This is a genomic window from Paenibacillus sp. FSL M7-0420, from assembly GCF_038002345.1.
Taxonomy (GTDB): domain Bacteria; phylum Bacillota; class Bacilli; order Paenibacillales; family Paenibacillaceae; genus Paenibacillus_AQ.
Genome location: NZ_JBBOCJ010000001.1, coordinates 6,578,130 through 6,602,644, shown reverse-complemented (window position 1 = coordinate 6,602,644; position 24,515 = coordinate 6,578,130). Strand labels below are relative to the sequence as shown.

Annotated in this window: 19 protein-coding genes and 2 riboswitches; of the genes, 9 read left to right on the top strand and 10 right to left on the bottom strand. The window is 53.9% G+C overall.

Features of this window, described 5'->3' with window-relative positions; all coding sequences use genetic code 11:
* Positions 1–140 precede the first annotated feature (140 nt).
* Complete coding sequence (locus tag MKX51_RS28365; RefSeq protein WP_340994672.1) at positions 141–491, bottom strand: hypothetical protein; 351 nt, start codon at positions 489–491, stop codon at positions 141–143.
* 210 nt (positions 492–701) lie between these two features.
* Between MKX51_RS28365 and MKX51_RS28360 the strand changes: the two genes are divergently transcribed.
* Positions 702–1,475, top strand: coding sequence for a LuxR C-terminal-related transcriptional regulator (locus tag MKX51_RS28360; protein ID WP_340994671.1), 774 nt, complete (start codon positions 702–704; stop codon positions 1,473–1,475).
* A 111-nt stretch (positions 1,476–1,586) separates the two neighbouring features.
* On the opposite strand, the gene gcvPB is transcribed toward MKX51_RS28360, so the two are convergent.
* Genes gcvPB through gcvT form a run of 3 tightly spaced genes read right to left on the bottom strand, consistent with a single transcriptional unit; the run spans position 1,587 to position 5,517 of the window.
* A complete protein-coding gene (gcvPB, locus tag MKX51_RS28355; protein WP_340994670.1) occupies positions 1,587–3,047 on the bottom strand; it encodes an aminomethyl-transferring glycine dehydrogenase subunit GcvPB in 1,461 nt (486 codons plus the stop codon).
* Positions 3,044–4,396, bottom strand: a complete 1,353-nt coding sequence (gene gcvPA, locus MKX51_RS28350) for an aminomethyl-transferring glycine dehydrogenase subunit GcvPA (protein WP_340994669.1) — start codon at positions 4,394–4,396, stop codon at positions 3,044–3,046. Before gcvPA ends, gcvPB begins: the two co-directional genes overlap by 4 nt.
* Positions 4,393–5,517: a glycine cleavage system aminomethyltransferase GcvT gene (gene gcvT, locus MKX51_RS28345; RefSeq protein WP_340994668.1), complete on the bottom strand. Its 1,125-nt coding sequence runs from the start codon at positions 5,515–5,517 to the stop codon at positions 4,393–4,395. Before gcvT ends, gcvPA begins: the two co-directional genes overlap by 4 nt.
* An 81-nt stretch (positions 5,518–5,598) precedes the next feature.
* Positions 5,599–5,698: riboswitch (glycine riboswitch) on the bottom strand.
* A gap of 3 nt (positions 5,699–5,701) precedes the next feature.
* Positions 5,702–5,799, bottom strand: a riboswitch (glycine riboswitch).
* 184 nt (positions 5,800–5,983) lie between these two features.
* On the opposite strand from gcvT, the gene gcvH reads away from it, so the two are divergent.
* Positions 5,984–6,376, top strand: a complete 393-nt coding sequence (gene gcvH / locus MKX51_RS28340; protein WP_340994667.1) for a glycine cleavage system protein GcvH — start codon at positions 5,984–5,986, stop codon at positions 6,374–6,376.
* Between the two features lie 98 nt (positions 6,377–6,474).
* On the opposite strand, the gene MKX51_RS28335 is transcribed toward gcvH, so the two are convergent.
* The 3 genes from MKX51_RS28335 to MKX51_RS28325 form a co-directional block, all read right to left on the bottom strand.
* Positions 6,475–7,056, bottom strand: coding sequence for a hypothetical protein (locus MKX51_RS28335; protein ID WP_340994666.1), 582 nt, complete (start codon positions 7,054–7,056; stop codon positions 6,475–6,477).
* 134 nt (positions 7,057–7,190) lie between these two features.
* Positions 7,191–8,087 carry a flagellar motor protein MotB gene (locus MKX51_RS28330; RefSeq protein ID WP_340994665.1) on the bottom strand — a complete coding sequence of 299 codons (897 nt, stop codon included), beginning with the start codon at positions 8,085–8,087 and terminating at the stop codon, positions 7,191–7,193.
* On the bottom strand, positions 8,084–8,869 hold the full coding sequence (locus tag MKX51_RS28325; RefSeq protein WP_340994664.1) for a flagellar motor protein: 786 nt from the start codon (positions 8,867–8,869) through the stop codon (positions 8,084–8,086). Before MKX51_RS28325 ends, MKX51_RS28330 begins: the two co-directional genes overlap by 4 nt.
* A 181-nt stretch (positions 8,870–9,050) precedes the next feature.
* On the opposite strand from MKX51_RS28325, the gene uvrB reads away from it, so the two are divergent.
* Both uvrB and uvrA read left to right on the top strand, forming a co-directional pair.
* Entirely contained in the window at positions 9,051–11,042 is a 1,992-nt protein-coding gene (uvrB, locus tag MKX51_RS28320) for an excinuclease ABC subunit UvrB (RefSeq protein WP_076080117.1), read from the top strand.
* Positions 11,043–11,651: 609 nt separating this feature from the next.
* Positions 11,652–14,528 (top strand): excinuclease ABC subunit UvrA, encoded by a 2,877-nt coding sequence (gene uvrA, locus MKX51_RS28315; RefSeq protein WP_340946664.1) that lies wholly within the window; start codon positions 11,652–11,654, stop codon positions 14,526–14,528.
* A 407-nt stretch (positions 14,529–14,935) separates the two neighbouring features.
* On the opposite strand, the gene MKX51_RS28310 is transcribed toward uvrA, so the two are convergent.
* Complete coding sequence (locus MKX51_RS28310) at positions 14,936–15,175, bottom strand: DUF3977 family protein (protein ID WP_340994663.1); 240 nt, start codon at positions 15,173–15,175, stop codon at positions 14,936–14,938.
* A gap of 140 nt (positions 15,176–15,315) precedes the next feature.
* On the opposite strand from MKX51_RS28310, the gene gmd reads away from it, so the two are divergent.
* The 4 genes from gmd to MKX51_RS28290 all read left to right on the top strand — a co-directional run bounded on the left by gmd (position 15,316) and on the right by MKX51_RS28290 (position 20,120).
* Positions 15,316–16,305, top strand: a complete 990-nt coding sequence (gene gmd / locus MKX51_RS28305; protein WP_340994662.1) for a GDP-mannose 4,6-dehydratase — start codon at positions 15,316–15,318, stop codon at positions 16,303–16,305.
* A 344-nt stretch (positions 16,306–16,649) separates the two neighbouring features.
* Complete coding sequence (locus MKX51_RS28300) at positions 16,650–16,859, top strand: hypothetical protein (protein WP_340946667.1); 210 nt, start codon at positions 16,650–16,652, stop codon at positions 16,857–16,859.
* 137 nt (positions 16,860–16,996) lie between these two features.
* On the top strand, positions 16,997–18,178 hold the full coding sequence (locus MKX51_RS28295) for a S1C family serine protease (RefSeq protein ID WP_340995738.1): 1,182 nt from the start codon (positions 16,997–16,999) through the stop codon (positions 18,176–18,178).
* A complete protein-coding gene (locus tag MKX51_RS28290) occupies positions 18,159–20,120 on the top strand; it encodes a stalk domain-containing protein (protein ID WP_340994661.1) in 1,962 nt (653 codons plus the stop codon). The genes MKX51_RS28295 and MKX51_RS28290 overlap by 20 nt, the downstream gene beginning before the upstream one ends.
* Before the next feature lie 104 nt (positions 20,121–20,224).
* On the opposite strand, the gene rfbC is transcribed toward MKX51_RS28290, so the two are convergent.
* Together rfbC and rfbA are read right to left on the bottom strand one after the other, a co-directional pair.
* A complete protein-coding gene (gene rfbC / locus MKX51_RS28285) occupies positions 20,225–20,785 on the bottom strand; it encodes a dTDP-4-dehydrorhamnose 3,5-epimerase (protein WP_340994660.1) in 561 nt (186 codons plus the stop codon).
* Between the two features lie 21 nt (positions 20,786–20,806).
* The gene (rfbA, locus tag MKX51_RS28280) at positions 20,807–21,685 is read right to left on the bottom strand and encodes a glucose-1-phosphate thymidylyltransferase RfbA (RefSeq protein WP_340994659.1); all 879 of its coding nucleotides are present in this window, start codon (positions 21,683–21,685) and stop codon (positions 20,807–20,809) included.
* A gap of 268 nt (positions 21,686–21,953) precedes the next feature.
* Between rfbA and MKX51_RS28275 the strand changes: the two genes are divergently transcribed.
* Entirely contained in the window at positions 21,954–24,473 is a 2,520-nt protein-coding gene (locus tag MKX51_RS28275) for a DUF3656 domain-containing U32 family peptidase (protein ID WP_340994658.1), read from the top strand.
* The last annotated feature ends 42 nt before the right edge of the window (positions 24,474–24,515 follow it).

The window sequence follows — 24,515 nt, the reverse complement described above, 5'->3', positions numbered from 1 at the left end:
GCGTTACCGCAGATGCCTGCGGAGAAAACTTCTGAATCCTCAGCGGTCTGACAGACGTAAGAGTAAATATATCACTGAGCAGATGTCGAAAACTATCAGTTTAAGTCGATTTTGCAAAAAAAAGCGGCAACCCCGGAAGCCTACACCAACCGGGATTTGCCGCTCCGCTTAAAGAGAGACTGGACGGCGAACCCTACCAGCAGGGGAAGCGCCAGCTGAACCTCGAGTCTCCAGTCTACAGCATACAGGTCTACGAGATTAATCTGCTTCAACAATACATAGGTCACGTTGTATAAGAGGAATGAACAGCTGAAGGTGAGCAGAGGGATAAGATATAATGTCCTTTTGTTCTGCAGCAGCCGGTATCCCGCAAGGGTTAAGAGGGTATAGCTGGCCATGATGAGCAGGGCATAATTACTGCCGAAGCGCAGGAATGACACCATGGCAGTAGCCAGATTAAGAGCAGCCGATAGATAGCCGATGCGAAGCATGTCGAACCTCCCGGAATGATGTGGAAATATAAGAGTGAACAGATTTCTACATTTTACAGCGCTAACGCGGGGATTTACAGATCCAATACTGAATGTTCATTATTCCGTAATTGTATGTTATAATGCTTTCTTTTAAAATTGATTATATAGGAATTGGTAAAAATGGAGGGATCGTTTGTGAGAGTCTTTAATCAATCAAGAGCATGGAGTATGCCTGGAGATTTAGAAGCAAGCGAACTTGAAGCCTTCCGGCCGCTGGATGCAACCCAAGTTGATGTCCAGAGCGGAATGTCCGTGGCGGGTTCTTCTGAAGAATCCAGGGAGCATATCTATCATAGAGCTATGATTGCTTCCATCCGCAGTGAAATGAACAAATTAAGCCAGCTGCTCTCCATTCCTTATGTGGTGTTCCTGACGGACAAGGCGGGGACCATTCTGGAGCTGGTCTATTCTTCTTCGGAGACGCAGGCCGAGATGGAGCAGGCGGAGCTGCGTCCGGGGGTCAGCTTAAGCAGGCAGCAGGCGGGAATGAATGCCGTATCGCTGGCGATGGAGATGAACTGCATCGGGGTGGTGCGGGGGACGGAGCATACGGATCAGACCTTCCGCGACTGGAACTGTGTATGCGCTCCCTTGCAGGATCATGATACCGTTTACGGATATGTTGATATTTCTTTTAATAGAGGAGAGCCTATTGAATTCGCCATTCCCTTCGTGCAGCAGATTGCTGAGAATATCATGGAGAAGTGGATGGAGAAGAACCCGGAGATGCAGCAGTACCGGCTTGAATCCACATTGCTGGAGTATAAGCTGACCGCGCGGGAGCAGGAGGTAGCGAGGCTGTGGCTGATGGAGAAGAGTGCGCTGCATATCGGAAGCGATCTGGGAATCAGTGAAGGCACCGTGCGCAATATGCTGAAGAGCATCTATAGTAAAATGCGGGTGAATGACCGCTTCCAGTTCGTGAAGCGGCTTACGCCGTAGCCGGGGAAATCTGCATCAGGTACATATGTCAAATAGCCGGGCAGTGATACCAATGTATCGCTGACCCGGCTATTTGGTGTACCATCTAAGTCCGGCTTCTCTGGCAGAAGGTTAACCGCAGGAGCAGTTAAGTACCGGCTTACGCGCGGCCTGCGTCTCATCCAGGCGGCTGATTTCAGTCGTATGCGGTGCATTAATGACAATCTCCGGCGTCTCCTCGGCTTCCTTGACGATTCGGATCATGGTCTCAATGAAGCCGTCGAGCGTCTCCTTGCTCTCGGTCTCGGTCGGCTCAATCATCATACATTCCTCTACCGTCAGTGGGAAGTAGACGGTTGGCGGATGATAGCCGAAGTCAAGCAGCCGTTTGGCTACATCGAGGGTACGTACACCGTACTGCTTAAGGTTCTTGCCGGACATCACGAATTCATGCTTGCAGACCCCCGGGAAGGGAATCTCGAAGTAAGGAGCCAGCCGGTGCATCATATAGTTGGCGTTCAGCACAGCGTTCTCGGACACCTCACGCAGGCCGTCGGGACCGTAGGTGCGGATATAGGCATATGCACGGACGAGAATCCCGAAGTTGCCGTAAAAGGCTTTGACGCGGCCGATCGATTCCGGCCCGCCGCAGTCCAGCGTGAAGCTGCCGTCTTCGTTCTGGGCCACCGTAGGCTGCGGCAGGAACGGGATCAGCTTCGCCTTCACACCGACTGGTCCGGCTCCCGGACCTCCGCCGCCGTGCGGCGTACTCATCGTCTTGTGCAGGTTGAGATGCACCACATCGAAGCCCATATCGCCCGGCCGGGTGATGCCCATAATCGCGTTGGAGTTCGCTCCGTCATAATAGAGCAGGCCGCCCGCTTCATGGACAATCGCCGCGATCTCGACAATCTGCGTCTCGAAGAGTCCGAGGGTACTCGGGTTCGTGAGCATCAGCGCAGCGGTGTCGCTGCCAACCGCCGCCTTCAGCGCTTCGAGATCAACCATTCCCTTGTCGTTGGAGGGGATGGTCACGGTATCCAGTCCCGCTGCTGCTGCGCTCGCCGGGTTGGTCCCGTGCGAGGAATCCGGCACGATGACCTTGGTGCGGACCTCGCCGCGGCTCTCATGGTAGGCGCGGATCATCATCAGGCCGGTCCACTCGCCATGGGCGCCGGCAGCGGGCTGCAGGGATACGGCATCCATGCCGGTCAGGGCGGCGAGATCCTTTTGCAGCGTGTACATCAGTTCAAGCGCCCCCTGGATGCTCTCTTCCGGCTGGTACGGATGGATCTTGGAGAGTCCCGGGAAGCGGGCGACATCCTCGTTGATCTTGGGGTTGTATTTCATCGTGCAGGAGCCAAGCGGATAGAAGCCGTTATCGACTCCGAAGTTGCGGCGGGACAGGGCGGTATAGTGGCGGATGACATCCACTTCCGATACCTCCGGCAGTACGACCGGCTCACTGCGCAGCAGCCCTTCGGGAATGAGTGAGCCAAGGGCCTCGCCCTGCGGCACATCACACAGAGGCAGGGAGTAGGCCGAGCGGCCGGGACGGCTTAATTCAAAAATCAGACTTTGTTCCGGTTTCATACACAGCCCTCCAGTGCGCTTGCGAATTCGTCAATTTCGGTCTTGCTTCGTTTCTCCGTTACGGCCACCAGCATATGTCCGGCCAGCTCGGGATAATCCCGGCTTAAGTCATAGCCGCCCAGATAGCCTTCCTTCAGCAGCTTGGAGTTAACTGCACTCACACTGCTGCCCTCCGGGAGCTTCAGGACGAATTCATTGAAGAATAGGGCAGTGAAGACGCGCTCTGCGCCAGTGATTTCAGCCAGCCGCCCAGCGGCATAATGGCTCTTGCGGATGTTCAGCTCACCAACCTCACGCATGCCCTCCTTGCCCATTACGGACAAGTAGACGGAAGCGCACAGTGCCAAGAGTGCCTGGTTGGAGCAGATATTCGAGGTCGCCTTCTCACGGCGGATATGCTGTTCGCGCGCTTGCAGCGTCAGCACGAAGCCGCGCTTGCCATTCCGGTCAACCGTCTGGCCGACGATTCGGCCCGGCATCCGGCGCATCAGCGGCTCAGCCACCGCGAAGAATCCGCAGGTCGGACCGCCGAGCGAAGCGGCAATTCCGAGCGGCTGCGCATCACCGACGACGATGTCTGCCCCGAGCCTTCCCGGGGATTCCAGCACGCCGAGCGCAATCGGGTTCGCGCTGACCACGAGCAGTCCCTTGACCGCATGGATCAGCGGCTCGATCTGGCGCAGATTCTCAATACCGCCGAAGAAGTTCGGCGACTGAACCAGCACAGCGGCCGTATCGCTATCAATGGCTTCGGCCAGCTTGGCGAGATCCGTTACCCCGTCTGCGTAGTCAATCTCCACAATTTGCAGACCCCAGGCGTTGGCGGAGGTACGAAGCACCTGACGCGCTTCCGGGTGAACCGTACGGGAGACAATCAGCTTCTTGCGTTTGGTGGCGCCTGCGGCCAGCACAGCCGCTTCGGAGAAGGCGGTTGCGCCGTCATACATACTGGCATTGGCAACCTTCATTCCGGTCAGCTCACAGATATACGACTGGAATTCAAAGATCGCCTGAAGCTCCCCCTGACTGATCTCCGGCTGGTAAGGAGTGTAAGCAGTATAGAATTCCGAACGGGAAATCACATGGTTGATGACAACCGGAACATGGTGATCATACAATCCGGCGCCCAGGAAGCTGGTGTGCGTGTCGAAGTCGGCATTCTTGTCAGCCAGACCCTTCATATGGCGAAGCAGTGCGTATTCGTCCAGAGCGCCGGACATCGGCATCGTTCCCTGGTAGCGGACGGACTGCGGAATATCCGCGAACAGCTCATCGATGGACTGGATGCCTACGGTCTCCATCATTTCTGCACGGTCTTGCTCGGTCATAGGCAGATAGCGGTGCTTCATTGCGGCTTCACTCCTTGGCTTCTTTTGTAGAATGGGGCTTTGATGACGGCAGCCTTAAGCTGCTTGCCGCGAATCTCCACATACACCTCTGTGCCGATCTCCGTATAGGCAGCATCCAGCAGGGCAAGTCCGAGATTCCGTTTCAGTGTCGGGGATTGGGTGCCTGTCGTTACTTCACCGATCTTGACTCCGTCCGCGTACACGGGGTAGTGGGAGCGGGGAATGCCGCGGTCGATCATCTCCAGGCCCACAAGACGCCGGGGCAGACCGGCTTCCTTCTGCTTCAGCAGGGCGTCACGGCCGATGAAATCGCCTGCATCCAGCTTCACGAAGAACTGGACACCCGCTTCAAGCGGCGTAATCTCCGCCGACAGCTCCTGGCCGTACAGCGGCAGCTTGGCTTCGAAGCGGAGCGTATCGCGTGCGCCGAGTCCGGCGGGAGTCAGGCCATGGGGTGCGCCTGCGGCCAGCAGGCCGTTCCAGAGTGCTGCTGCTGTATCTGCGGGAGCATACAGTTCGAAGCCGTCCTCGCCAGTATATCCGGTACGGGAGAGCAGGACGGTGACGCCGCAGATTTCAGCATGTTCGATGAAGTGGAACGGCTTAAGCTCTGTTAGAGACACCTGCGTGACCTTGGACAGAATCGTCTCTGCCAGCGGACCCTGCAAGGCGAGCAGCAGCGTCTCATCCGAGATATTCTTCAGGGTAACACCGCTGAATTCAGCGGTAAGATGCTCCTGCAGCCACTGGAAGTCCTTGTCGATATTGGACGCATTGACGACAAGCATGTAACGCTCCTCACCCAGCCGGTATACGAGCAGATCGTCCACCACTCCGCCGCTTGGATAGAGCATCAGAGTATACTGCGCCGCGCCGTCTTCCAGGCGGCTGACATCATTCGTGGTCATTCTCTGGAGGAAGGCTTCCGCGCCCTCTCCGGTAACCATGAATTCCCCCATGTGGGATACATCGAACAGTCCGGCCTGATTGCGGACGGCTTCATGCTCCTTCACGATCCCTGTGAACTGCACCGGCAGCTCCCAGCCGCCGAAATCAATACATCTGGACTCCGCATACGCGGCATAGAGATCATAAAAAGGTGTTCTTCTCAAAGACTCCATCTCGTCACTCCCTTGGCTTTGATTACATACGAAAAAGGACAGGCGAAAGCCATTATGCACGCATGCATAAATGGACTTTCGCTCTGTCCTTTGTACCTGAGAGTTACCCTGCAGCTGTTGGTGCAGGTTTCCCCGTTGGTGATCCGTCAGCCTATGCTACAGGCCTGGATGCTCTCCAGAGATGCGTCCGGCAAAGGTCCTTTTGCCTGAGAGATTCACCCATCCCGGGCTTACTCCTTCGGCGCTGTCTTCCTGTGAGACAGTCTCTCCCTATGCCATCATTCGCAAACCATATGTTTTTCTACTGACTCCATTAAACCGGGTAACCCTCCGCCCTGTCAATCAAAAAACGTCAAAAAGTTGACAAATTTAATTTTACTGTCAGTTATATTGACATTAGGCAAGCCGATAACTTAGGCTATAACTAAATTTAGAACTCCAATTACGGAAAAGAGGCGGCTTGGAAATGAGTGAAGTGCTGGACAACCTGCTATACAGCGAAGAGCATGAGTGGGCGCAGCAGGGCGAGGGACGCGTAGTACGTGTAGGGATTACGGATCATGCGCAGCATCTGCTGGGCGATATCGTGTTTGTAGAATTTCCGGAAGTGGGTGCAGCAATCTCCGCAGGCGACAGCGTGGGCAGTATCGAATCCGTGAAGACCGTATCGGAGCTATATTCACCCGTATCCGGTAAGGTGACCAAGATCAACGATGCGCTGGAGGCCAGCCCGGAGCTGATCAATGATCAGCCTTACGGAGACGGTTGGATTTTTGAGCTGGAGCCTGATGCTGAGTTCGCAGAGGCAGTAACCGGCCTGCTGGATGCGGCAGCGTACAAGGAACTGGTTGGGGAATAAGGCTTAGCTTATTTGCGAAAGCGGCTGAATACGGCAGACTTCTCTTTATTACATTAGATGTTACTAATGTGAGAGGTCTGCCTTTTTGCGTCTGTATATCATTCTGGATACCCGAGCAGACCCGGATACAGGCCCGGAGCCAGATGCCACAACAGGGGCAGAAGAGCCAGACCTGCAAGGGAAAATGCAGAGCACAGCAGCAGGAAACGGTATCTTTTTCGCGGACGGGTGGCGGGCTTGAGCACGAAATAATACACTCCGGCTGAATAAAACGGGAAAAGCACGGCGGCGGACATCCCCATACAAACGATAAATGTCGCTTCCCCGGCAGAACTTGGAATCATGGCTTCCGGGTTATAGACCGGATTGACTTGTAAAAAGAGGAGAAGAAACGTCGAATACGCGCTCAGCAGAAGCAGGGGGAAACAGCGGATCCGCCCATTCCCGGACAAGCCGTAGAGCATCCACCAGACCCCGAACCAGGCCAGGGCGAAGATAGCTCCGGCAATAAGGTAATCAGCGCCAATGGCAATCAGCTTATCCAGCGGGTAGACGCGGGCCAGGTCTCCCCAGAAGTAGCGGGAGGAGAAGAACTGCATGAAGGCGGCAAAAAATCCGACGAAGAGGGTAAGCATCCCTTGGGCAATAATGATCATGATCAGCGAAACTGCCAGCCGCAAAAACCTGAAAACCCTGCGGCCTCCGGCGCCGCTCTGTTTGTATCCTGCATAGCGGTCTATCTCCTTATATTAGCGAATGGATATATGCTTTTGCCGCCTGCCGGTATCTGAGCAGATTCGCTCGTGGTTCCGTGCTATTCTTCCTCCTGCAGCTGACGCAGCACAATGAGTTCGACCCGGCGATTCTTCTGTCTGCCTTCGGTAGTAGCATTATCATATGCAGGTCTGGTATCCGCGTAACCGGCATACTGGAAAGTATCAGGGCTAAGGCCCTCGTTATCCAGGAAAAAGCGCAGCACAGATAATGCGCGGGCGCCGGACAGCTCCCAGTTATCCGTATATTCCGAAGCGGCGGTTACCGGAACATTGTCGGTGTGGCCTTCGATGCTGATGGTCGCGCCGATGCCGCGGAACAGGCCGGAGAGCTGGCGTAGTGCAGGGAGTGCAGGCGATTTCAGCTCAGCCTTACCCGCATCGAACAGGAAGCGGTCACTGAGCGTGATGGCAATGCCCTGCGGCTTATCCGCAACAAAAATCTGCTCACCCAGGTTATTCTCCTCCACGTATTGGGTGATAACCCACATAAGCGCAGCCAGCTTCGCCTCCTGTTCCCGAAAAGCAAGCTCGCGCGCTGACGGCTGGTGTCCAGCCCCGTCTCCTTCTTGTCCGGCTGCAGGAGTACCCGCCCCGGTTCCATCCGTCCCGTCCGCATTCGCAGAATCTGTGGCCGAAGGACCGCCAGCCGTTCCGCCGTCTTCATTATGCCCCTTCGCGACGCCAGTCCCTGTGTTTCCCTGATTGCCCTCCAGAACGCCGTTTCCGCCCTCCAGTACTGTACTTCCGCTTTTGAAGGTATCCGATAAGGAGCCGCTGACAATGGCATATTTCTGCGAGTCGAGGCTGCTCATGGCATACAGAATCACGAAGAAAATAAGCAGAAGCGTGATCAGATCCGCGTAGGTAATCATCCAGCGGTCCCGGCTCTCTTTGCCTGCGGCGGCCCGGGGCTGCCGGCGGTTTCTTTGTCTCATAGCGGGTCTCCCGGACTGGTGCTGGCGCTGCGTTTAGGGGCGTCTGCCAGGAAGGGGGCCAGCTTTTGCCGGACGAGATGCGGGTGATCCCCGTTCTGCAGGGACAGAATGCCAACAAGCAGCATCTCCATGGTGCCTAGCTCACTTTGGCTGCGGGATTTAATTTTGGAGGCAATGGGTAAAAAGAGTAGATTGGCGCTGGCTACGCCATAGAGTGTTGCTGTAAAAGCTACGGCAATGGACGCGCCCAGATTCGAAGGGTCCGTTAAGTTGCTGAGTACCCGGATCAGCCCCATAACGGTGCCGATAATGCCCATGGTCGGTGCATAGCCGCCAGCGGCTTCGAATATTTTGGCATAGCCTTCATATTTCAGTTCCTTGGCATCCATCCCAAGCTCCAGGATCTGCCGGACCTGATCCGGGTCATTGCCGTCGACAATCAGAAACAGGCCTTCACGGGTGAAGGGATCTGGATGTTCCTCCGCTCGTTTCTCCAGTGCAAGCACACCGCCGCGCCGCGTTAGTGCAGCCATAGCGATCAGTTCTTCAGCTTGTTCCCGGCTGTTATCTTGCTGCCTGCCAAAAGCCACGCGTAGCGCCGCCGGAATGCTGCGGAGCTTGGAAGCCGGGAAGCTGATGAGTACCGCCGCAAGGGTGCCGCCGAATACGATCAGGGCAGCATTGGGCTGCAGCAGGCCGGACAGGCTGCCGCCTTCCCACAGAAAACCGCCGATCATGGCGGCAATCCCGGCCAGCAGGCCGATTATTGTAGTAAAATCCATAAATTCAGGCTCCTTAAATTTCTATATATTATGGTTTGCAACAGTCTGGGCAACGCTGTATAATAAACGGGAACGTGCATTCCTATCTTCCATATTTTTCAGTATGGTATGGAGGAGGAAGCTATTGGGTTACAATTATAATATATTCATATATTCTAGACGATAGAGGGGAGACGGGCAAATGAGTGATATTGTCGTCAGTACGAAGACTTTTGAACTGGAGTCCGAGTATACACCCCAGGGCGATCAGCCTCATGCCATAGAAGAGTTATTGGACGGCATCCGGCAGGGCAAGAAGCACCAGACGCTGCTGGGAGCGACAGGTACAGGCAAGACCTTTACCATCGCACAAGTGATTTCCAAGTTGAACCGCCCCACGCTGGTTATTGCGCACAACAAGACGCTTGCTGCGCAGCTGGCGAGTGAGTTCAAAGAATTTTTTCCGAGCAATTCCGTGGATTACTTCGTCAGTTACTACGATTATTACCAGCCAGAGGCGTACATCCCTTCCTCCGATACCTACATTGAGAAAGACTCCAGCATAAATGAAGAAATCGACAAGCTCCGCCACTCGGCAACGAGCTCACTGTTCGAACGCCGTGACGTCATTATCGTGGCGAGCGTGTCCTGTATTTATGGTCTCGGTTCGCCGCAGGAATACGGAAGCCTGCTGCTCTCGCTGCGGGTAGGGATGGAGAAGCCGCGTAATCAGATTCTGAGCCGGCTTGTAGATATCCAGTATCAGCGTAATGATATTAATTTTGTGCGCGGTACGTTCCGTGTGCGCGGGGATGTCGTTGAGATCTTCCCGGCATCCCAGGGCGAGCATGCGATCCGGGTAGAGCTGTTCGGAGACGAGATCGAACGGATTACGGAGATTGATGTTCTGACAGGCGAGCTGATCGGCGAACGTGATCATATCGCGATTTTCCCGGCGTCCCACTTCGTTACCCAGGAAGAGACCATGCGTGTCGCGCTGGTTAATATTGAGCGTGAGCTGGAGGAGCGGCTGGCTGTGCTCCGTGAAGCGGGCAAGCTGCTGGAGGCCCAGCGGCTGGAGCAGCGGACCCGTTATGATATCGAGATGATGAAGGAAGTCGGCTTCTGTTCGGGGATCGAGAACTATTCCGGTCCGCTTACCTTCCGTGAGCCGGGAGCGACTCCTTATACACTGATGGACTATTTCCCGGATGACATGCTGATTGTGATTGACGAGTCTCATGTGACGCTGCCGCAGATCAGGGCGATGTATAACGGTGACCGTGCGCGTAAGACAGTCCTTGTAGAACACGGGTTCCGCCTGCCGTCTGCGCTGGATAACCGTCCGCTGCAATTCGAGGAATTCGAAGACAAGGTGAGCCAGATTGTATACGTGTCCGCAACACCGGGACCTTATGAGATGGAGCATTGCGACACGATGGTTCAGCAAATTATCCGTCCTACCGGTCTGCTTGATCCGATCATTGAAGTGCGCCCTACCGAAGGGCAGATCGATGATCTCATCAATGAAATCCGTGACCGGGTAGAGCGCGATGAGCGTGTTCTCGTTACCACTCTTACGAAGAAGATGTCTGAGGACCTGACGGATTACTTCAAGGAGATTGGCATCAAGGTACGTTATATGCACTCCGATATCAAGACACTGGAGCGGATGGCGATACTGCGTGATCTCCGTCTGGGCACATTCCACGTATTGGTCGGTATTAACCTGCTCAGAGAGGGTCTTGACCTGCCGGAGGTGTCGCTGGTCGCGATTCTGGATGCCGACAAGGAAGGCTTCCTCCGTTCCGAGCGTTCGCTGATCCAGACGATCGGCCGTGCCGCCCGTAACTCGGAGGGCCGGGTCATTATGTACGGGGACCGCATTACGGACTCCATGGAGAAGGCCATGAGCGAGACCCAGCGGCGGCGCGAGATTCAAATCGCCCATAATGAGAAGCACGGGATTACCCCGACGACCATCAACAAGAAGGTGCGCGATATCATCGAGGCGACCAAGGTGGCCGAGTCCAAGGCCGATTATCTCACAGGTGTCGGCGGCAAGCTGAACAAGAAAGACAAGCAGAGCCTGATGCAGCGTCTGGAGGCCGAGATGAAGGACGCCGCCAAGAACCTGCAATTCGAGCGCGCCGCCGAGCTGCGCGATGCCTTGCTTGAGCTGCGGGCAGAGTAACCCGCCGCTGAAGTTAACGATCCAGGGAACGGCGCTATTCAGGCCGTTCCTTTTGAAGATAAAGGGGCCATGCCCTTGCATATCCCGGAGGGACAGCCCGCAGTTGAGCACTTAGCGCGTATCCCGGAGGGACAGCGTGCTGTTGAAGCTCTTTGCGCATTCCGCAGGAACAGCCCGCAGTCAAGCCCTTTGCGCGTATCCCGGAGGGACAGCGTGCTGTTGAAGCTCTTTGCGCATTCCGCAGGAACAGCCCGCAGTTAAGCTCTTAGCGCGTATCCCGCAGGGACAGCGTGCACTCAAGCCCTAAGCACGTATCCCGCAAGGACAGCGTGCAGTTAAGCCCTTAGCGCGTATCCCGAAGGGACAGCGTCTGCGGCAAGCGGCAGCGAGCCGTAGCCTGATCTTGAAGTATAGCGGCCCCGTAGGGGTTAGCGGGCTCATAGCCCCAGTAGTCGTCCATTCACCCGCCTAATTCCTTCCGCCGAGCTTGCGGGTGTCCAGAGGGTGCAACCCTTGGGGCCCTCCCTTGGAAGGGAGGGTTTGGGAGGGATCGAAAATATTTTCCCAAAATGTTTTGAATTTTAATTTTCTCTTAAAGGAGAGGTACCGTTGGCACATGAAAGTATAGTAATCAAGGGCGCGAGGGCCCATAACCTCAAGAACATCGACGTAACGATTCCGCGTGACCGCTTCGTCGTGCTGACGGGACTGAGCGGCTCGGGCAAATCCTCCCTGGCCTTCGACACCATCTACGCCGAGGGTCAACGCCGGTATGTCGAGTCGTTGTCTGCCTATGCGCGCCAGTTCCTGGGCCAGATGGAGAAGCCGGATGTGGATTCCATCGACGGACTCTCCCCGGCCATATCGATTGACCAGAAGACGACTAGCCGTAACCCGCGTTCCACGGTAGGGACGGTTACCGAAATCTATGATTATCTGCGGCTGCTCTTTGCCCGGATTGGCCATCCGCATTGTCCGGATCATGGCATAGAGATCACTTCGCAGACCGTTGAACAGATGGTGGACCGGATCATGCAATACCCGGAGAAGACCCGTCTGCAGATTCTGGCCCCGGTCATTTCCGGCCGTAAGGGTGAGCATAAAGGCTTGTTCACCGATATCTCGAAGCAAGGCTTCGTCCGTGTACGTGTGGATGGTGAGCTGCGGGAAGTGACGGAAGATATTGTACTGGAGAAGAATAAGAAGCATACCATTGAGGTTGTCGTGGACCGGATTGTGATTAAGGATGATATCGAAACCCGGCTTACCGATTCGCTTGAAACTGCCCTGAAGCTGTCGGGTGGTCAGATTCTCGTTGATGTGATGGGCCAGGAAGAGCTGCTGTTCAGTGCCAGCTTTGCTTGTCCGGTCTGCGGATTCAGCATAGAAGAGCTGGCGCCGCGCATGTTCTCCTTCAACAGCCCATTCGGAGCCTGCCCTGAGTGTGACGGACTGGGAATGAATATGGTAGTCGATCCCGATCTGCTGATCCCGGATACAGAGAAATCCATTGAAGAAGGAGCTTTCCTGGCCTGGACAGGCAGTACGTCGAACTACTATCCGCAGTTCCTGAAATCCGTGTGCGAGCATTTCAAGATTCCGCAGAATGTACCCGTAAGCAGCCTGTCGCCGGAGCATATGAACAAGCTGCTGCACGGAACGGGCAGCGAGAAGATCCGTTTCCGGTATGAGAACGACTTCGGCCAGCGCAAAGACGCCCTGGTTGCGTTTGAGGGCATTATTCCGAATCTGGAGCGCCGGTACCGTGATACAGCCTCGGAAGGTATCCGCGAGTTTATAGAAGGCTTCATGAGCGCCAAACCTTGCCATTCATGCAAGGGAAAGCGGCTCAAGAAAGAGATTCTGGCGGTGACCATCAATGAGCAGAATGTTGCGGATGTGACGGATCTTTCGATTGGGGATTGCCTGGACTTCTTCGCAGACCTCAAGCTTAGTGAGAAAGAAACAGCGATTGCCAATCTGATCCTCAAGGAAATCAGCAGCCGGCTCGGCTTCCTGGTGAATGTGGGGCTGAACTACCTGACCCTTAGCCGGGCAGCAGGTTCTCTATCCGGCGGGGAAGCCCAGCGCATCAGGCTGGCTACCCAGATTGGCTCCAGTCTAATGGGCGTCCTCTATATTCTGGATGAGCCAAGTATCGGCCTGCATCAGCGGGACAATGACCGGCTGATTGCCACGCTGGCCCATATGCGTGACCTGGGCAATACGCTCATCGTTGTTGAGCATGATGAGGATACCATGATGGCGGCTGACTATATTATCGACATTGGACCGGGTGCCGGCAAACACGGCGGTCAGGTCATTGCCCAAGGAACACCGGAGGAAATTATGAAGGACCCCGGTTCCCTGACCGGTGAATACTTGAGCGGACGCAAGTTCATCCCGGTGACGGCCAAGCGGCGGCCAACCGACAATGAACGCTGGATCGAGATTCGCGGAGCGAAAGAGAATAACCTGAAGAATGTGAATGTTAAGATTCCACTAGGTGTCTTCACAGCGGTAACCGGCGTATCCGGCTCCGGCAAATCTTCGCTCATTAACGAGATTCTCTACAAGAGTCTGGCCCGCCAGCTGAACAAGGCGGTCAAGGTCCGTCCCGGCTTGCACAAAGAGATCCGCGGCCTGGAGAATCTGGACAAGGTCATTGAGATTGATCAGTCCCCCATTGGACGTACTCCGCGTTCCAATCCGGCTACGTATACAGGTGTGTTCGATGATATCCGCGACCTGTTCTCCAAGACGAACGAGGCCAAGGTGCGCGGCTTCCAGAAGGGGCGCTTCAGCTTCAATGTGAAGGGCGGCCGCTGTGAGGCATGCCGTGGAGACGGCATTATCAAGATTGAGATGCACTTTCTGCCGGATGTCTACGTACCTTGTGAAGTCTGCAAAGGCAAACGGTATAACCGCGAGACGCTGGAAGTGAAATATAAAGGCAAGAATATCTCGGATGTGCTGGAGATGACGGTGGAGGATGCCACGGAGTTCTTCAAGAATATTCCCAAGATTCACCGCAAAATGCAGACCTTGCTGGATGTAGGTCTGGGCTATATCAACATTGGCCAACCGGGAACCACCCTGTCCGGCGGCGAAGCCCAGCGTGTGAAGCTGGCTTCCGAGCTGTACCGCCGCAGTACCGGCAAGACCCTCTATATCCTGGATGAGCCGACAACCGGCCTGCATGTCGACGACATCGGCCGTCTGCTGGAGGTGCTGCACCGTCTGGTCGATTCCGGCGAATCGGTACTGGTCATCGAGCATAATCTCGATGTCATCAAGACGGCCGACTACATCATCGATATGGGGCCGGAAGGCGGCAGCGGCGGCGGTACGGTCCTGGCCACCGGAACACCAGAGAAGCTGATTACTGTTGAAGAATCCTACACTGGCCGCTACCTGAAGCCTGTCCTGATCCGTGATACGGAACGCACACAGGCTATGGAGCTGCAGACTTCAGAGACGGTGTAACTGTAGAACCCCAATCCCCCATGACTCTTCTTACAGGAGAGCATGGGGGATTTTAATATGGCGGCAGGTTTCACACGTTTCATACGTAATGAGAGCCAGGACGAGCGCGCCGATTAAGTGCAAAGGTAGGCTTAATTGTAATCTGTACAACTAAATCGCCGGATGTGCCGCCGAATCTCTGTTTAGCTGTATTTCGTGCAATTAAAATGCCTCAATACCTGAATTTTCACCCATTCGGGCAAATGTAGTTGTACAAACTACAATTAGAAGAGGAAAGCCTTCCGTTTTATTGTTTTTAGTTGCACAGAATACACTTATCTCTGAGGGTTCGCTACAAACTGAATGCATTCTTTAAGTAATCAACAGTAATGTTATCCGGTCTGGATTTTACATGATCTGCTCTCCCGCTACAACTCACTGCGGATGCCCAAGATAATTTTAAACCGGCGGGCAGTCTTAGATCCCCGTTTGAACCCTTCCTGTGAGTCCGCAATCCAGACTGTTCTTCCGATCCAGACTCTGAGATATAAGGAACGGAAGATAATCGGCCGGACGATCCCCTGTGCTTCGACCTCTGTGCCATCGGGCTGTTCAATCTCTGTTCGCACCCACCATGTGTTTCCGATTCCGAATTCAATGTATTTCAAGCAGGGGTCACCGCTCTTTCTAAATAATGTATACCGATTCTCGAGATGGATTTCTGCGGAGGGCTGGCTTAGACATATTCTGCAGGCTTTGTTAATAGGTATCAGTAAGCCTTATTACTTATGAAAAAGGGGGATTTGAAGTGACAAAGCGTGCATTAATTACAGGGATTACAGGACAAGATGGATCTTATTTAGCAGAGCTTCTCTTGTCAAAAGGATATAAAGTATTCGGTTTGCGCCGTAGAACAAGTATACCAATTATGGATAACATCGGACATCTAAAGAATGAAATCGAATTTATTGAAGGGGATTTGCTGGATCTGGGGTCACTGATGAGAGCGGTGAGCATCTCAGATCCGGATGAAGTCTATAACCTGGCCGCCCAGTCTTTCGTAGCAACCTCTTGGGTTCAACCCGTTGCAACTGCTCAGGCTACTGGAATGGGTGTTACCAATTTGCTCGAGGCGGTGCGTTTGACTAAACCGGAAGCGAGATTTTATCAAGCCTCAAGCAGTGAAATGTTCGGTAAAGTAGTAGCAACACCACAGAAAGAAACGACCCCATTTTATCCACGAAGTCCATATGGTGTAGCTAAAGTTTATGGTCACTGGATTACTGTTAATTATAGAGAAAGCTATAACATGTTTGCTTGTTCTGGAATCTTGTTCAACCATGAATCGCCACGTCGCGGCATTGAATTTGTAACCCGCAAAGTATCTGATGCTGTGGCGAGAATAAAACTGGGTCTGCAAACGGAACTCCGGATGGGAAATCTGGATGCAAAAAGAGATTGGGGCTTTGCAGGGGATTATGTTAAAGCGATGTGGCTGATGCTTCAGCAGGATAAAGCGGATGATTTCGTAATCTCGACTGCGGAGACACATACGATTGAAGAACTTGTAGATATCGCATTTACTCATGTAGGACTGGATTGGAAAGATTATGTTGTGGTTGATCAGAGATTTGTTAGACCTGCTGAAGTGGATATACTGCTGGGCGATTGCTCCAAGGCAAAAGAAAAGCTAGGCTGGGAACGGGAGATTACATTTGAACAATTGGTCAAGATGATGGTGGATAGCGATTTAGCGCTCATTAATGAAAATTTAATTAAAGGTGTTAAAATAGTGTGATTTCGTGGTATAGAGGTCCACCTAGTCCACCCAATCCACCAAGTCCAAACAGGCATATCTATAGCATGTCCACCGTAAGATTTAATGAGAAGCTTTTGCGTTGATTGAATAGCAGCAGCTGTAGGCTGGATTGAGGTGGATTGGCTCATTGAAAATTGAAAAAAACAGCGGTCAATGATGAATATCGCCAATCCGAGGCGCGATTTAGCCATGAGGAAACTTTTTTGTGACAAATACGCCATTTTTAAAATATTTCTATTGCGTGACGGAAATGGTAACGATAACATAGAAGGTGATATGGATTAGAGAAACTTGCTTGACAACACTCTCAGGGAGGGATTGCCATGCTGCTTGCAGAAGCTGCCGCGCAAGAACCGTCTAAATTTCATACCTTCGATGCGTTTATGATTGTATTCACGATCCTGATACTTATCGGTGTGGTCCGGCTGCTTAGAGCTCCGCAGAAGAACAAGTTTGCCATCGGTTTTGCAGTGGTAAGCCTGCTGGTTTTTGTGGTATCCGATTATGCAATGATTCTGAACTGGTTCAGCTAGAGTAAGGCACACATAACCTCAGAGGCAAGCTCATCTTAAAGACACCTTTACCGCCAGCGGCGATCCTAAAGGCGTCTTTTTTTGAAGATAAGAATTCATATGCTTCGCGCGCAGGAAAGAAGGGGAGAGCCATGGGAATGGGGAGGAGCGGGATTGCCCGAGGTAGTGTGGTACTGCCGGGTATTCTGTTGTTATTATTGTCGGGATTCATAGGTCCAGCCGGTGTGGTTCATGGGGCGGGCTACGGCGGGACAGGAGCATTAGCGGCTGAGAGAGGCACGGCTGTGAACGTAATGAAGGCCGGACAAGCAGGTAAGGTGCAAAAGGAGAGCAAGGGGCAATGGAGCCAGCCTGCAGCAGCAGACCCGGTTCCGCAAATCATAAGTACAGTCTCGCCGTCTGTAGTCGGCATTATAGGCAAAGCGGGCGGAGAAACCGGCGGACCGGATGACCGTTACAATCTGACCCACGGCTCCGGAATTATCGTCAGAGCAGACGGATGGATCATTACCAATGCCCATGTGATGGCCGGGCTGGAGAAGGCGGTAGTGGTCACCTCAGACGGGACGAGCTATAACATCACAGATACATACTCGGACGAATTCAGTGATCTTGCATTGGTCAAAATCAAAGCCAAAGCCTTAAAACCCGCAACCTTCGCAGGCAGCGCCGCCAAGCTTCAGGTAGGGGAGAAGGTTATCGCAATCGGGACGCCGATCTCCTTTTCCCTGAGAAATTCGGCTACTGTAGGTGTGATCAGCGGTCTTAACCGTTCGGTGGATGCGGCGTACCGGCTGATCCAGAGCGATACGGCCATCAATCCCGGCAACAGCGGAGGACCGCTGGTCAATATGAAGGGGGAGGTACTCGGGGTCAACAGCATGAAGTTCGCAGCCGTGGGTGTGGAGAATATGGGCTTCTCGATTCCCGCAGATACGGTGAAGTACATCATGAATCAGCTGCTCCAATATGGAGAGGTCCGGCGTCCGAGCCTCGGAATTGAGCTTGAGGAGAGCTGGCCCGTAATTGTCGGACTGCCTGGGCAGGAGCCGTTAACAGTGACGAAGGTGCTTACGGCAGAAGCGCGCAAGGCAGGAATTACGGCGGGAGATGCACTATATGCCATAGACGGACACCGGGTGACTTCACTTGTTGACGTTAATGAATTATTCAGACAGTACAAGCCGGGGGCAGTGGTCAAGCTTCTGATGCAGAGTGACGGCGATATCGTAGCCAGAAGCCTTGTTCTTGGACAAGGCGACCCTCTGGTTAATGCTGCTAAGGCGGAGGGGGATACGGATGATCAGACGACAGAGTGAGGTAACGGCAGATACAGCCGGGCCGGGCAGCAGAACGGGGCATATACGGCGCGGAGTGTCTATTATTGTAGTCCTATTGTTGCTGCTCAGCCTATTTCCCGTGGGAAGGGCCCGGGCGGCAGAGGGGGCATTGCTACAGTTTAGTATTCGAGCGGGCAGTACAGCTGCAACAGTTAACGGGAAGCCGGTCACCATTCCGAAGCCTTTTTCTGAGAATGGAACGCTGCTGGTCCCGCTGGGAATTTTCAAAAAAGCCTTCGGCAGCACCGTCTCCCTCACAGGCGACGATGTAGTCAAGGTAATGTACGGGCCTCATACCGGTGCGATGACGATAGGCAGTACGACTGCCTGGAAGGATGGTGTCAAAATCAAGCTCGCAGCGCCCCCGAGTATGGTATCCGGTGTGCTGATGGTGCCGCTGAGGTTCGTGGCTGGGGTGCTGGGTGCGCGGATGACTCCGGCGGAGGGCGGAGGGGTACTGGTTACGTTATCTCCTCCAGTAGTAGTAGTAGACGTTGAAGCACAGAGCGGAATTGACAGCGACGCCGGCAAAACCCGGATCGGCAACAGTTATCTGGAGTGGAGTATGAACTATCCGCCAGGGCTGGTGGTAGGCGACAGCGGAGGGAATGAGAGCGTAGCGACTTTTACGAGTGCAGAGAACGGGTACTATCTGGAGGTGCACGCTTCGCCGCTGGCCGTTCCGCTTGATCCCGAAGGGCTGCTGGAGAATCTGGTCCGCTCCTCGGAGGACGGCGGGGAGATTGTGCTGGACCGGGAGGCTGTATCTAAGGCCAAGGTTCCTTATGCCCGGACTGTGAGCAAGGATTCGAGCGGCGCGCTTTGGGAGGGCAGGCAATATTATGCTGGAGGCAGGCTGTATGAGATCTATCTGACAGATGACAATGCTGCCAATTATAAGGACCTGGGCAAATATGCGGCGTTGCTGAATTCGTTCCAGCCTTCCTTTGACGCTTCCGACCGAAGTATCCGTGACCTCTCCACGATCCGCAACGGGCTGCGCGAAGGGTACAACGATGACTACGGGATTGCGCTTAAGGTCCCTGCTGACTGGAGTGCGGATGACCAGCAGCTCTATTATACGGGCAAACAGGGGAGTTATCTGCGTGTAAAAGTAAGCTCGGCCCCGGCAGGCTCCACGCTGGCAAGTTGGAACGAGGAACTGCGGTCTCAGCTACGTGACACTTATGTGACCGAGGCCTACACCTTGAAGGACAGCGTAGCGGGCAAGGTCTCAGGTGAACCGGCGCTGATTAATGAGATCGGGCTTAACGCGGGCAGCGGGTGGAGTACGGAATATCAAGTTCTGCTGCTGAAGAACGGGTACCGTTATTATTTTGAATATGTAGCGGCTTCCGGGCCCGGGCAGAGTGGGGATCAGGCGCACTTCACAGAGGTGCTGAACTCGATCGATATTGATTTTGCCCAGACGAAGAGTAACTTCGGACGCCTGGCGTCCGAGGATTATACCCAGCTCAGCCAGAAGTCGGTCACCAAGATCTCCAAGACCTACGGCTACAAGCTCGAGATTCCGCGGCTGTGGAGTTCGGTCCAGGATTTGTTTGAGAGTCAGAGCGTGGAATACCGCTTCACCGGCGGCCGGTTCCAGCTCTATGCCAGTCCCGAGGTTACGCCAGAATATGCTGTCAGCCAGCTCCAGAGCTATTACCAGAACACCAAGCAAGACCCTAAGGGCCCGCAGGTGAAAAGCGTCACAGAAACCACCTTCGCCGGTGTACCAGCTACGATGCTCACGGTAGAGCAAACCAAGAACAGCATCCCGGTGGGCACGAAGATCATTGTGTTCAGCCGCAACGATGTGGTCTATACGCTTACTGTCACACTGAATGATGCCAACGCCACGGCGAGCCAGCAGGCGGTGCTGGAGCGGGTGCTGGGGTCGTTTGGTTGGGTGGGGTAAATAAAATAACGTCCCGGGCTACCGATGAGCCGGGACGTTGTTTTTGTGATATTACAATGAAAAGATCGCTTTAATCCGAATGCATTTACTAAGAATGTAATTACTTAAGCCTCATAAACAAAATTATGCTTTACATCCTTCAACAGCGGTGCTTGTTCATCCTTGGCAGACAGCACAGGAATCACATCGATCGGCCATTCAATGGCAATTTCAGGGTCATTCCACAGAATTCCGCCGTCACATTCAGGCGCGTACAGCTCATCGCACTTGTACTGCACCTCGACATCCTCCGTTAGTGTCATGAAGCCGTGGGCGAACCCTTTGGGGATGAGAAGCTGCTTCTTGTTCTCAGCATTTAGCTCAACGCCGAACCACTTGCCGTAAGAAGGACTGCCTTGACGGATATCTACAGCTACATCAAAGATCGATCCGCGTGTGCAGCGTACAAGCTTGGTCTGTGCCTTCGGGTTTAGCTGGAAGTGAAGTCCGCGCAAAGTACCTTTTACAGCGGAATAGGATTGATTATCCTGAACGAACTGGTAACGGAGATTGTGTTCATGGAATTTGGCCTCGCTGTAGGTCTCCATGAACCAGCCACGGTGGTCCCCGAAGACTGCCGGTTCAACGACAAGAACATCCTCCAGATTGGTTTTGATAAACTTCATCGTATCCACTCTTTCTATGGTTTAAAATTGGATTTTACCTGTAGCGACCTTAATTAAATATTGGCCGTATCCGGTCTTGCTCAGCTTATGTCCGCATTCCAGGAGATGTTCCTTGGTAATCCAGCCATTGATATAAGCAATTTCTTCGGGTGCGGAGATTTTGATCCCTTGATGGTCTTCAATGGTTCTGACGAAGTTGGTGGCATCCACCAGACTCTGGTGAGTTCCGGTATCTAGCCAGGTAAACCCGCGTCCCAGCAGGGCAACATCCAGCTCGCCCAGCTTCAGATAGGCTTCATTAATCGAAGTGATTTCCAGCTCGCCACGGTGTGAAGGCTTGACTTCCTTAGCAATAGAAATTACCCGGTTGTCATAAAAATAAAGGCCGGTAACCGCATAATTGGATTTTGGATGCTCCGGTTTCTCTTCGATGCTGAGGACCTTGCCGTCTCCGTCAAATTCCACTACACCAAAACGTTCGGGATCGGGAACATGATAGCCGAATACAGTCGCCCCGCTTGTTTTATCGGCAGCTTGCTTCAACATCTTGGTCATACCGTTGCCGTAATATATATTATCTCCGAGAACCATAGCTACGGAGTCTTCCCCGATAAAGTCTTCCCCCAGAATAAAAGCCTGCGCCAGCCCGTCCGGACTCGGCTGAATCTTATATTGCAACGAGATTCCGAACTGGGAGCCGTCGCCAAGTAAATTTTCAAAGCGCGGTGTATCCTCAGCGGTAGAAATGATAAGAATTTCTTTGATGCCTGCCAGCATTAATGTGGACAGCGGATAATAGATCATGGGTTTATCATAGACCGGCAGTAATTGTTTACTGGTAACCATTGTCAGTGGATAAAGGCGGGTGCCGCTTCCTCCCGCAAGAATAATGCCTTTCATGATGGGTTTCGACTCTCCTTTTACTGTATATAAATATTGGGAACCGTGAGATCTTTTGCGTATTTAATCTTTTCTATTCATATTTTACGCAGGTTCTTCTTCATTTGTCTATTAAAGCAGGAGCTTCTGGACTATTTTAAAATAGAATCTTATGGAAAGCAAAATCCAAGTGTTTCTATTTTACTGGCAGACAGCTGTGATATTTGATACAATTAATAAGTTAAAAAGCTGTAAATGACCCGCCATCAGGCGGTTTGGGAGGATATAAATGAAAGAGCAAGGAATACGCAGAGAAGACGTAGAGCTGCTGGCTCCGGCGGGAGATTGGGACTGCATGCGTGCGGCGGTGGCGAACGGGGCGGATGCTGTCTTTTTTGGCGTAGAGAAATTTAATGCACGGGCCAGAGCGAACAACTTCCGGATGGACGAGCTGCCGGAGATTATGGCGTTTCTGCACAGCTATGGAGTGAAGGGGTTCCTGACCTTTAATATACTGGTGTTCGAGAATGAGCTGCCGGATGCCAAGGGACTGATTGATGCCTGCGTGGATGCGGGTGTGGATGCCGTTATTGTTCAGGACCTGGGGCTGGTGAAGATGATCCGCGAGATCTCGCCGGACTTCCCGATTCATGGTTCTACGCAGATGACGATTACCTCGCCGGAAGCGGTGGAATTCACGAAGCCATGGGGGCTGGAACGCGTCGTCCTCGGCCGTGAAAATAATCTGAAGCAGATCCGCACGATTGGCGAGCAAGCCCGTCTGCCGATGGAGGTATTCGTGCATGGTGCGCTCTGCGTGTCGTATTCGGGCCAGTGTCTGACCTCCGAAATGTGGGGCGGCCGCTCGGCGAACCGCGGGGAATGCGCTCAGGCTTGCCGTCTGCCGTATGATCTGATGATTGACGGTGAAGTGAAGCCGATGGGCGATGTGACTTATCTGTTGTCGCCGAAGGATCTTGCCGCCATCGACCTGATGCCGGAGCTGATTGAAGCCGGAGTGACTTCGTTCAAAATCGAAGGCCGGCTCAAAACCCCGGAGTATGTCGCTAATGTGGTCAGTAAGTACCGTAAGGCGATCGATAAGTATTTTGAGGGTAATTGGACGCCTACCTCGAAGGAGGATATGCGTGAGCTGCAACAGAGCTTCTCACGCGGGTTCACGAACGGTTTCCTTGAAGGTACCAATAATAAGAAATTAGTCGATGGCACCTTCCCCAAGAGCCGGGGGGTGTATCTGGGCACCGTGGAGCAGATCCTGCGCGATGGCGTGGTCTGCCGCATTCATGCTCCGCTTAAACGTGGAGACGGCATTGTGTTCGACGCCGGAGATCCGACGAAGAAGGAGGAAGGCGGCCGCATCTACGATCTGCGCCGCAAGGGCGTCAAGCTTGAGGGCGAAGCAGGCGAAGGATGGATTATTGACATCGTTCCGGGCCGGAATGACGTAGATCTGCGCCGTCTGCATGTGGGGGATCGCATCTGGAAGACGAACGACCCGGCGCTCGACAAGGCGCTGCGGCAGTCGTATGAGACCGAGAAGCCGTACCGGGTATTCCCGGTTCATGTGCGGGTGCAGGGCTGCGCAGGCGAGAAGCTGACGACCTGGTGGACAGACGTTCAGAAGAACGTCACTGTCCGTGTGGATTCGGAGCTCGCGCTGGAGACAGCGCAGAAGCGTCCGATGGATACCGCGCTGCTGGAAGAACAATTCGGCCGCCTGGGCGGGACCCTGTTCCAGCTTGAAGCGCTGGAGTCGCATCTGCAAGGCGACGTGATCGTGCCCATGCGCGAGCTGAACAGCATCCGCCGTCAGGCGGTGGAGCTGCTTGCGGGCGAGCGCCCGAAGCCTCCCGTGTATGTGAAACGGGAGGTTGAGGTCTACGGCGGCACCTCCCGCAGGGGCGCCGCAGCGGGCAGCGGTGAAGCGGAGCTCACCGCGCTGTGCCGCAGCCTGCCGCAGGTACAGGCTGCGCTCGAAGCCGGCGTAACGAATATATACGCCGATTTCGAGTTCATCAAGCAGTTCCCGGCGGCAGTAGATGCTGTGCGGGCAGCAGGGGCCAGCATTGCGCTGGCCACCCCGCGCATCCATATGCCGAACGAGAACGGCTACCATGCCAACATCCTGCGGCTGCAGCCGGATGCTGTGCTGGTGCGCAACACCGGCGCGCTGTATTATTACCTGCGCCACCGCATGGAGCACCCGGAGGCTGCGCATCCCCGGCTGATCGGCGATTTCTCATTGAATATCGCCAATCACAGAGCCGTAGACCTGTTCCTGGACGCCGGTTGTGACAGGGTGACACCGTCATATGACCTGAACATCCAGCAGATGGTTGATCTGCTCGGGCACAGCGACACCTCCCGCATGGAGGTGGTCATCCATCAGCATCTGCCGATGTTCCATACCGAACACTGTGTCTACTGTACCTTCATGAGTGAAGGCACAGATTACACGAACTGTGGCCGCCCTTGCGAGGAGCAGCGTGCATCCTTGCAGGACCGCATCGGCATGTCCCATCCCGTCCGTGTAGACGAAGGCTGCCGCAACACCGTCTATAACGCGGTCGAGCAGTCCGGTGCAGAATACCTGAATCACTTCCGTGAGCTAGGCGTAGCTTCTTTCCGTGTAGAGTTCCTGGAGGAAACTCCAGAGCAGGTAGGAGAGGTCATCAGCCTTTACAGCCGCGCACTGCGTGGTGAAATCTCCGGCACCCAGGTTTGGAAAAGCCTGAAGGCCACAAACCAGCTTGGGGTTACACGCGGACAACTGGTGAATGCGAAGTAAGTGTATAAGACCCATTCCCCTGAGGGTGGACTTGTTTTCGGC

Coding starts and splice junctions, on each gene's coding strand:
- MKX51_RS28365 (WP_340994672.1), bottom strand. CDS start 491: ATGCTTCGCATCGGCTATCTATCGGCTGCTCTTAATCTGGCTACTGCC.
- MKX51_RS28360 (WP_340994671.1), top strand. CDS start 702: ATGCCTGGAGATTTAGAAGCAAGCGAACTTGAAGCCTTCCGGCCGCTG.
- gcvPB (WP_340994670.1), bottom strand. CDS start 3,047: ATGAAACCGGAACAAAGTCTGATTTTTGAATTAAGCCGTCCCGGCCGC.
- gcvPA (WP_340994669.1), bottom strand. CDS start 4,396: ATGAAGCACCGCTATCTGCCTATGACCGAGCAAGACCGTGCAGAAATG.
- gcvT (WP_340994668.1), bottom strand. CDS start 5,517: ATGGAGTCTTTGAGAAGAACACCTTTTTATGATCTCTATGCCGCGTAT.
- gcvH (WP_340994667.1), top strand. CDS start 5,984: ATGAGTGAAGTGCTGGACAACCTGCTATACAGCGAAGAGCATGAGTGG.
- MKX51_RS28330 (WP_340994665.1), bottom strand. CDS start 8,087: ATGAGACAAAGAAACCGCCGGCAGCCCCGGGCCGCCGCAGGCAAAGAG.
- MKX51_RS28325 (WP_340994664.1), bottom strand. CDS start 8,869: ATGGATTTTACTACAATAATCGGCCTGCTGGCCGGGATTGCCGCCATG.
- uvrB (WP_076080117.1), top strand. CDS start 9,051: ATGAGTGATATTGTCGTCAGTACGAAGACTTTTGAACTGGAGTCCGAG.
- MKX51_RS28300 (WP_340946667.1), top strand. CDS start 16,650: ATGCTGCTTGCAGAAGCTGCCGCGCAAGAACCGTCTAAATTTCATACC.
- MKX51_RS28295 (WP_340995738.1), top strand. CDS start 16,997: ATGGGGAGGAGCGGGATTGCCCGAGGTAGTGTGGTACTGCCGGGTATT.
- MKX51_RS28290 (WP_340994661.1), top strand. CDS start 18,159: ATGATCAGACGACAGAGTGAGGTAACGGCAGATACAGCCGGGCCGGGC.
- rfbC (WP_340994660.1), bottom strand. CDS start 20,785: ATGAAGTTTATCAAAACCAATCTGGAGGATGTTCTTGTCGTTGAACCG.
- rfbA (WP_340994659.1), bottom strand. CDS start 21,685: ATGAAAGGCATTATTCTTGCGGGAGGAAGCGGCACCCGCCTTTATCCA.
- MKX51_RS28275 (WP_340994658.1), top strand. CDS start 21,954: ATGAAAGAGCAAGGAATACGCAGAGAAGACGTAGAGCTGCTGGCTCCG.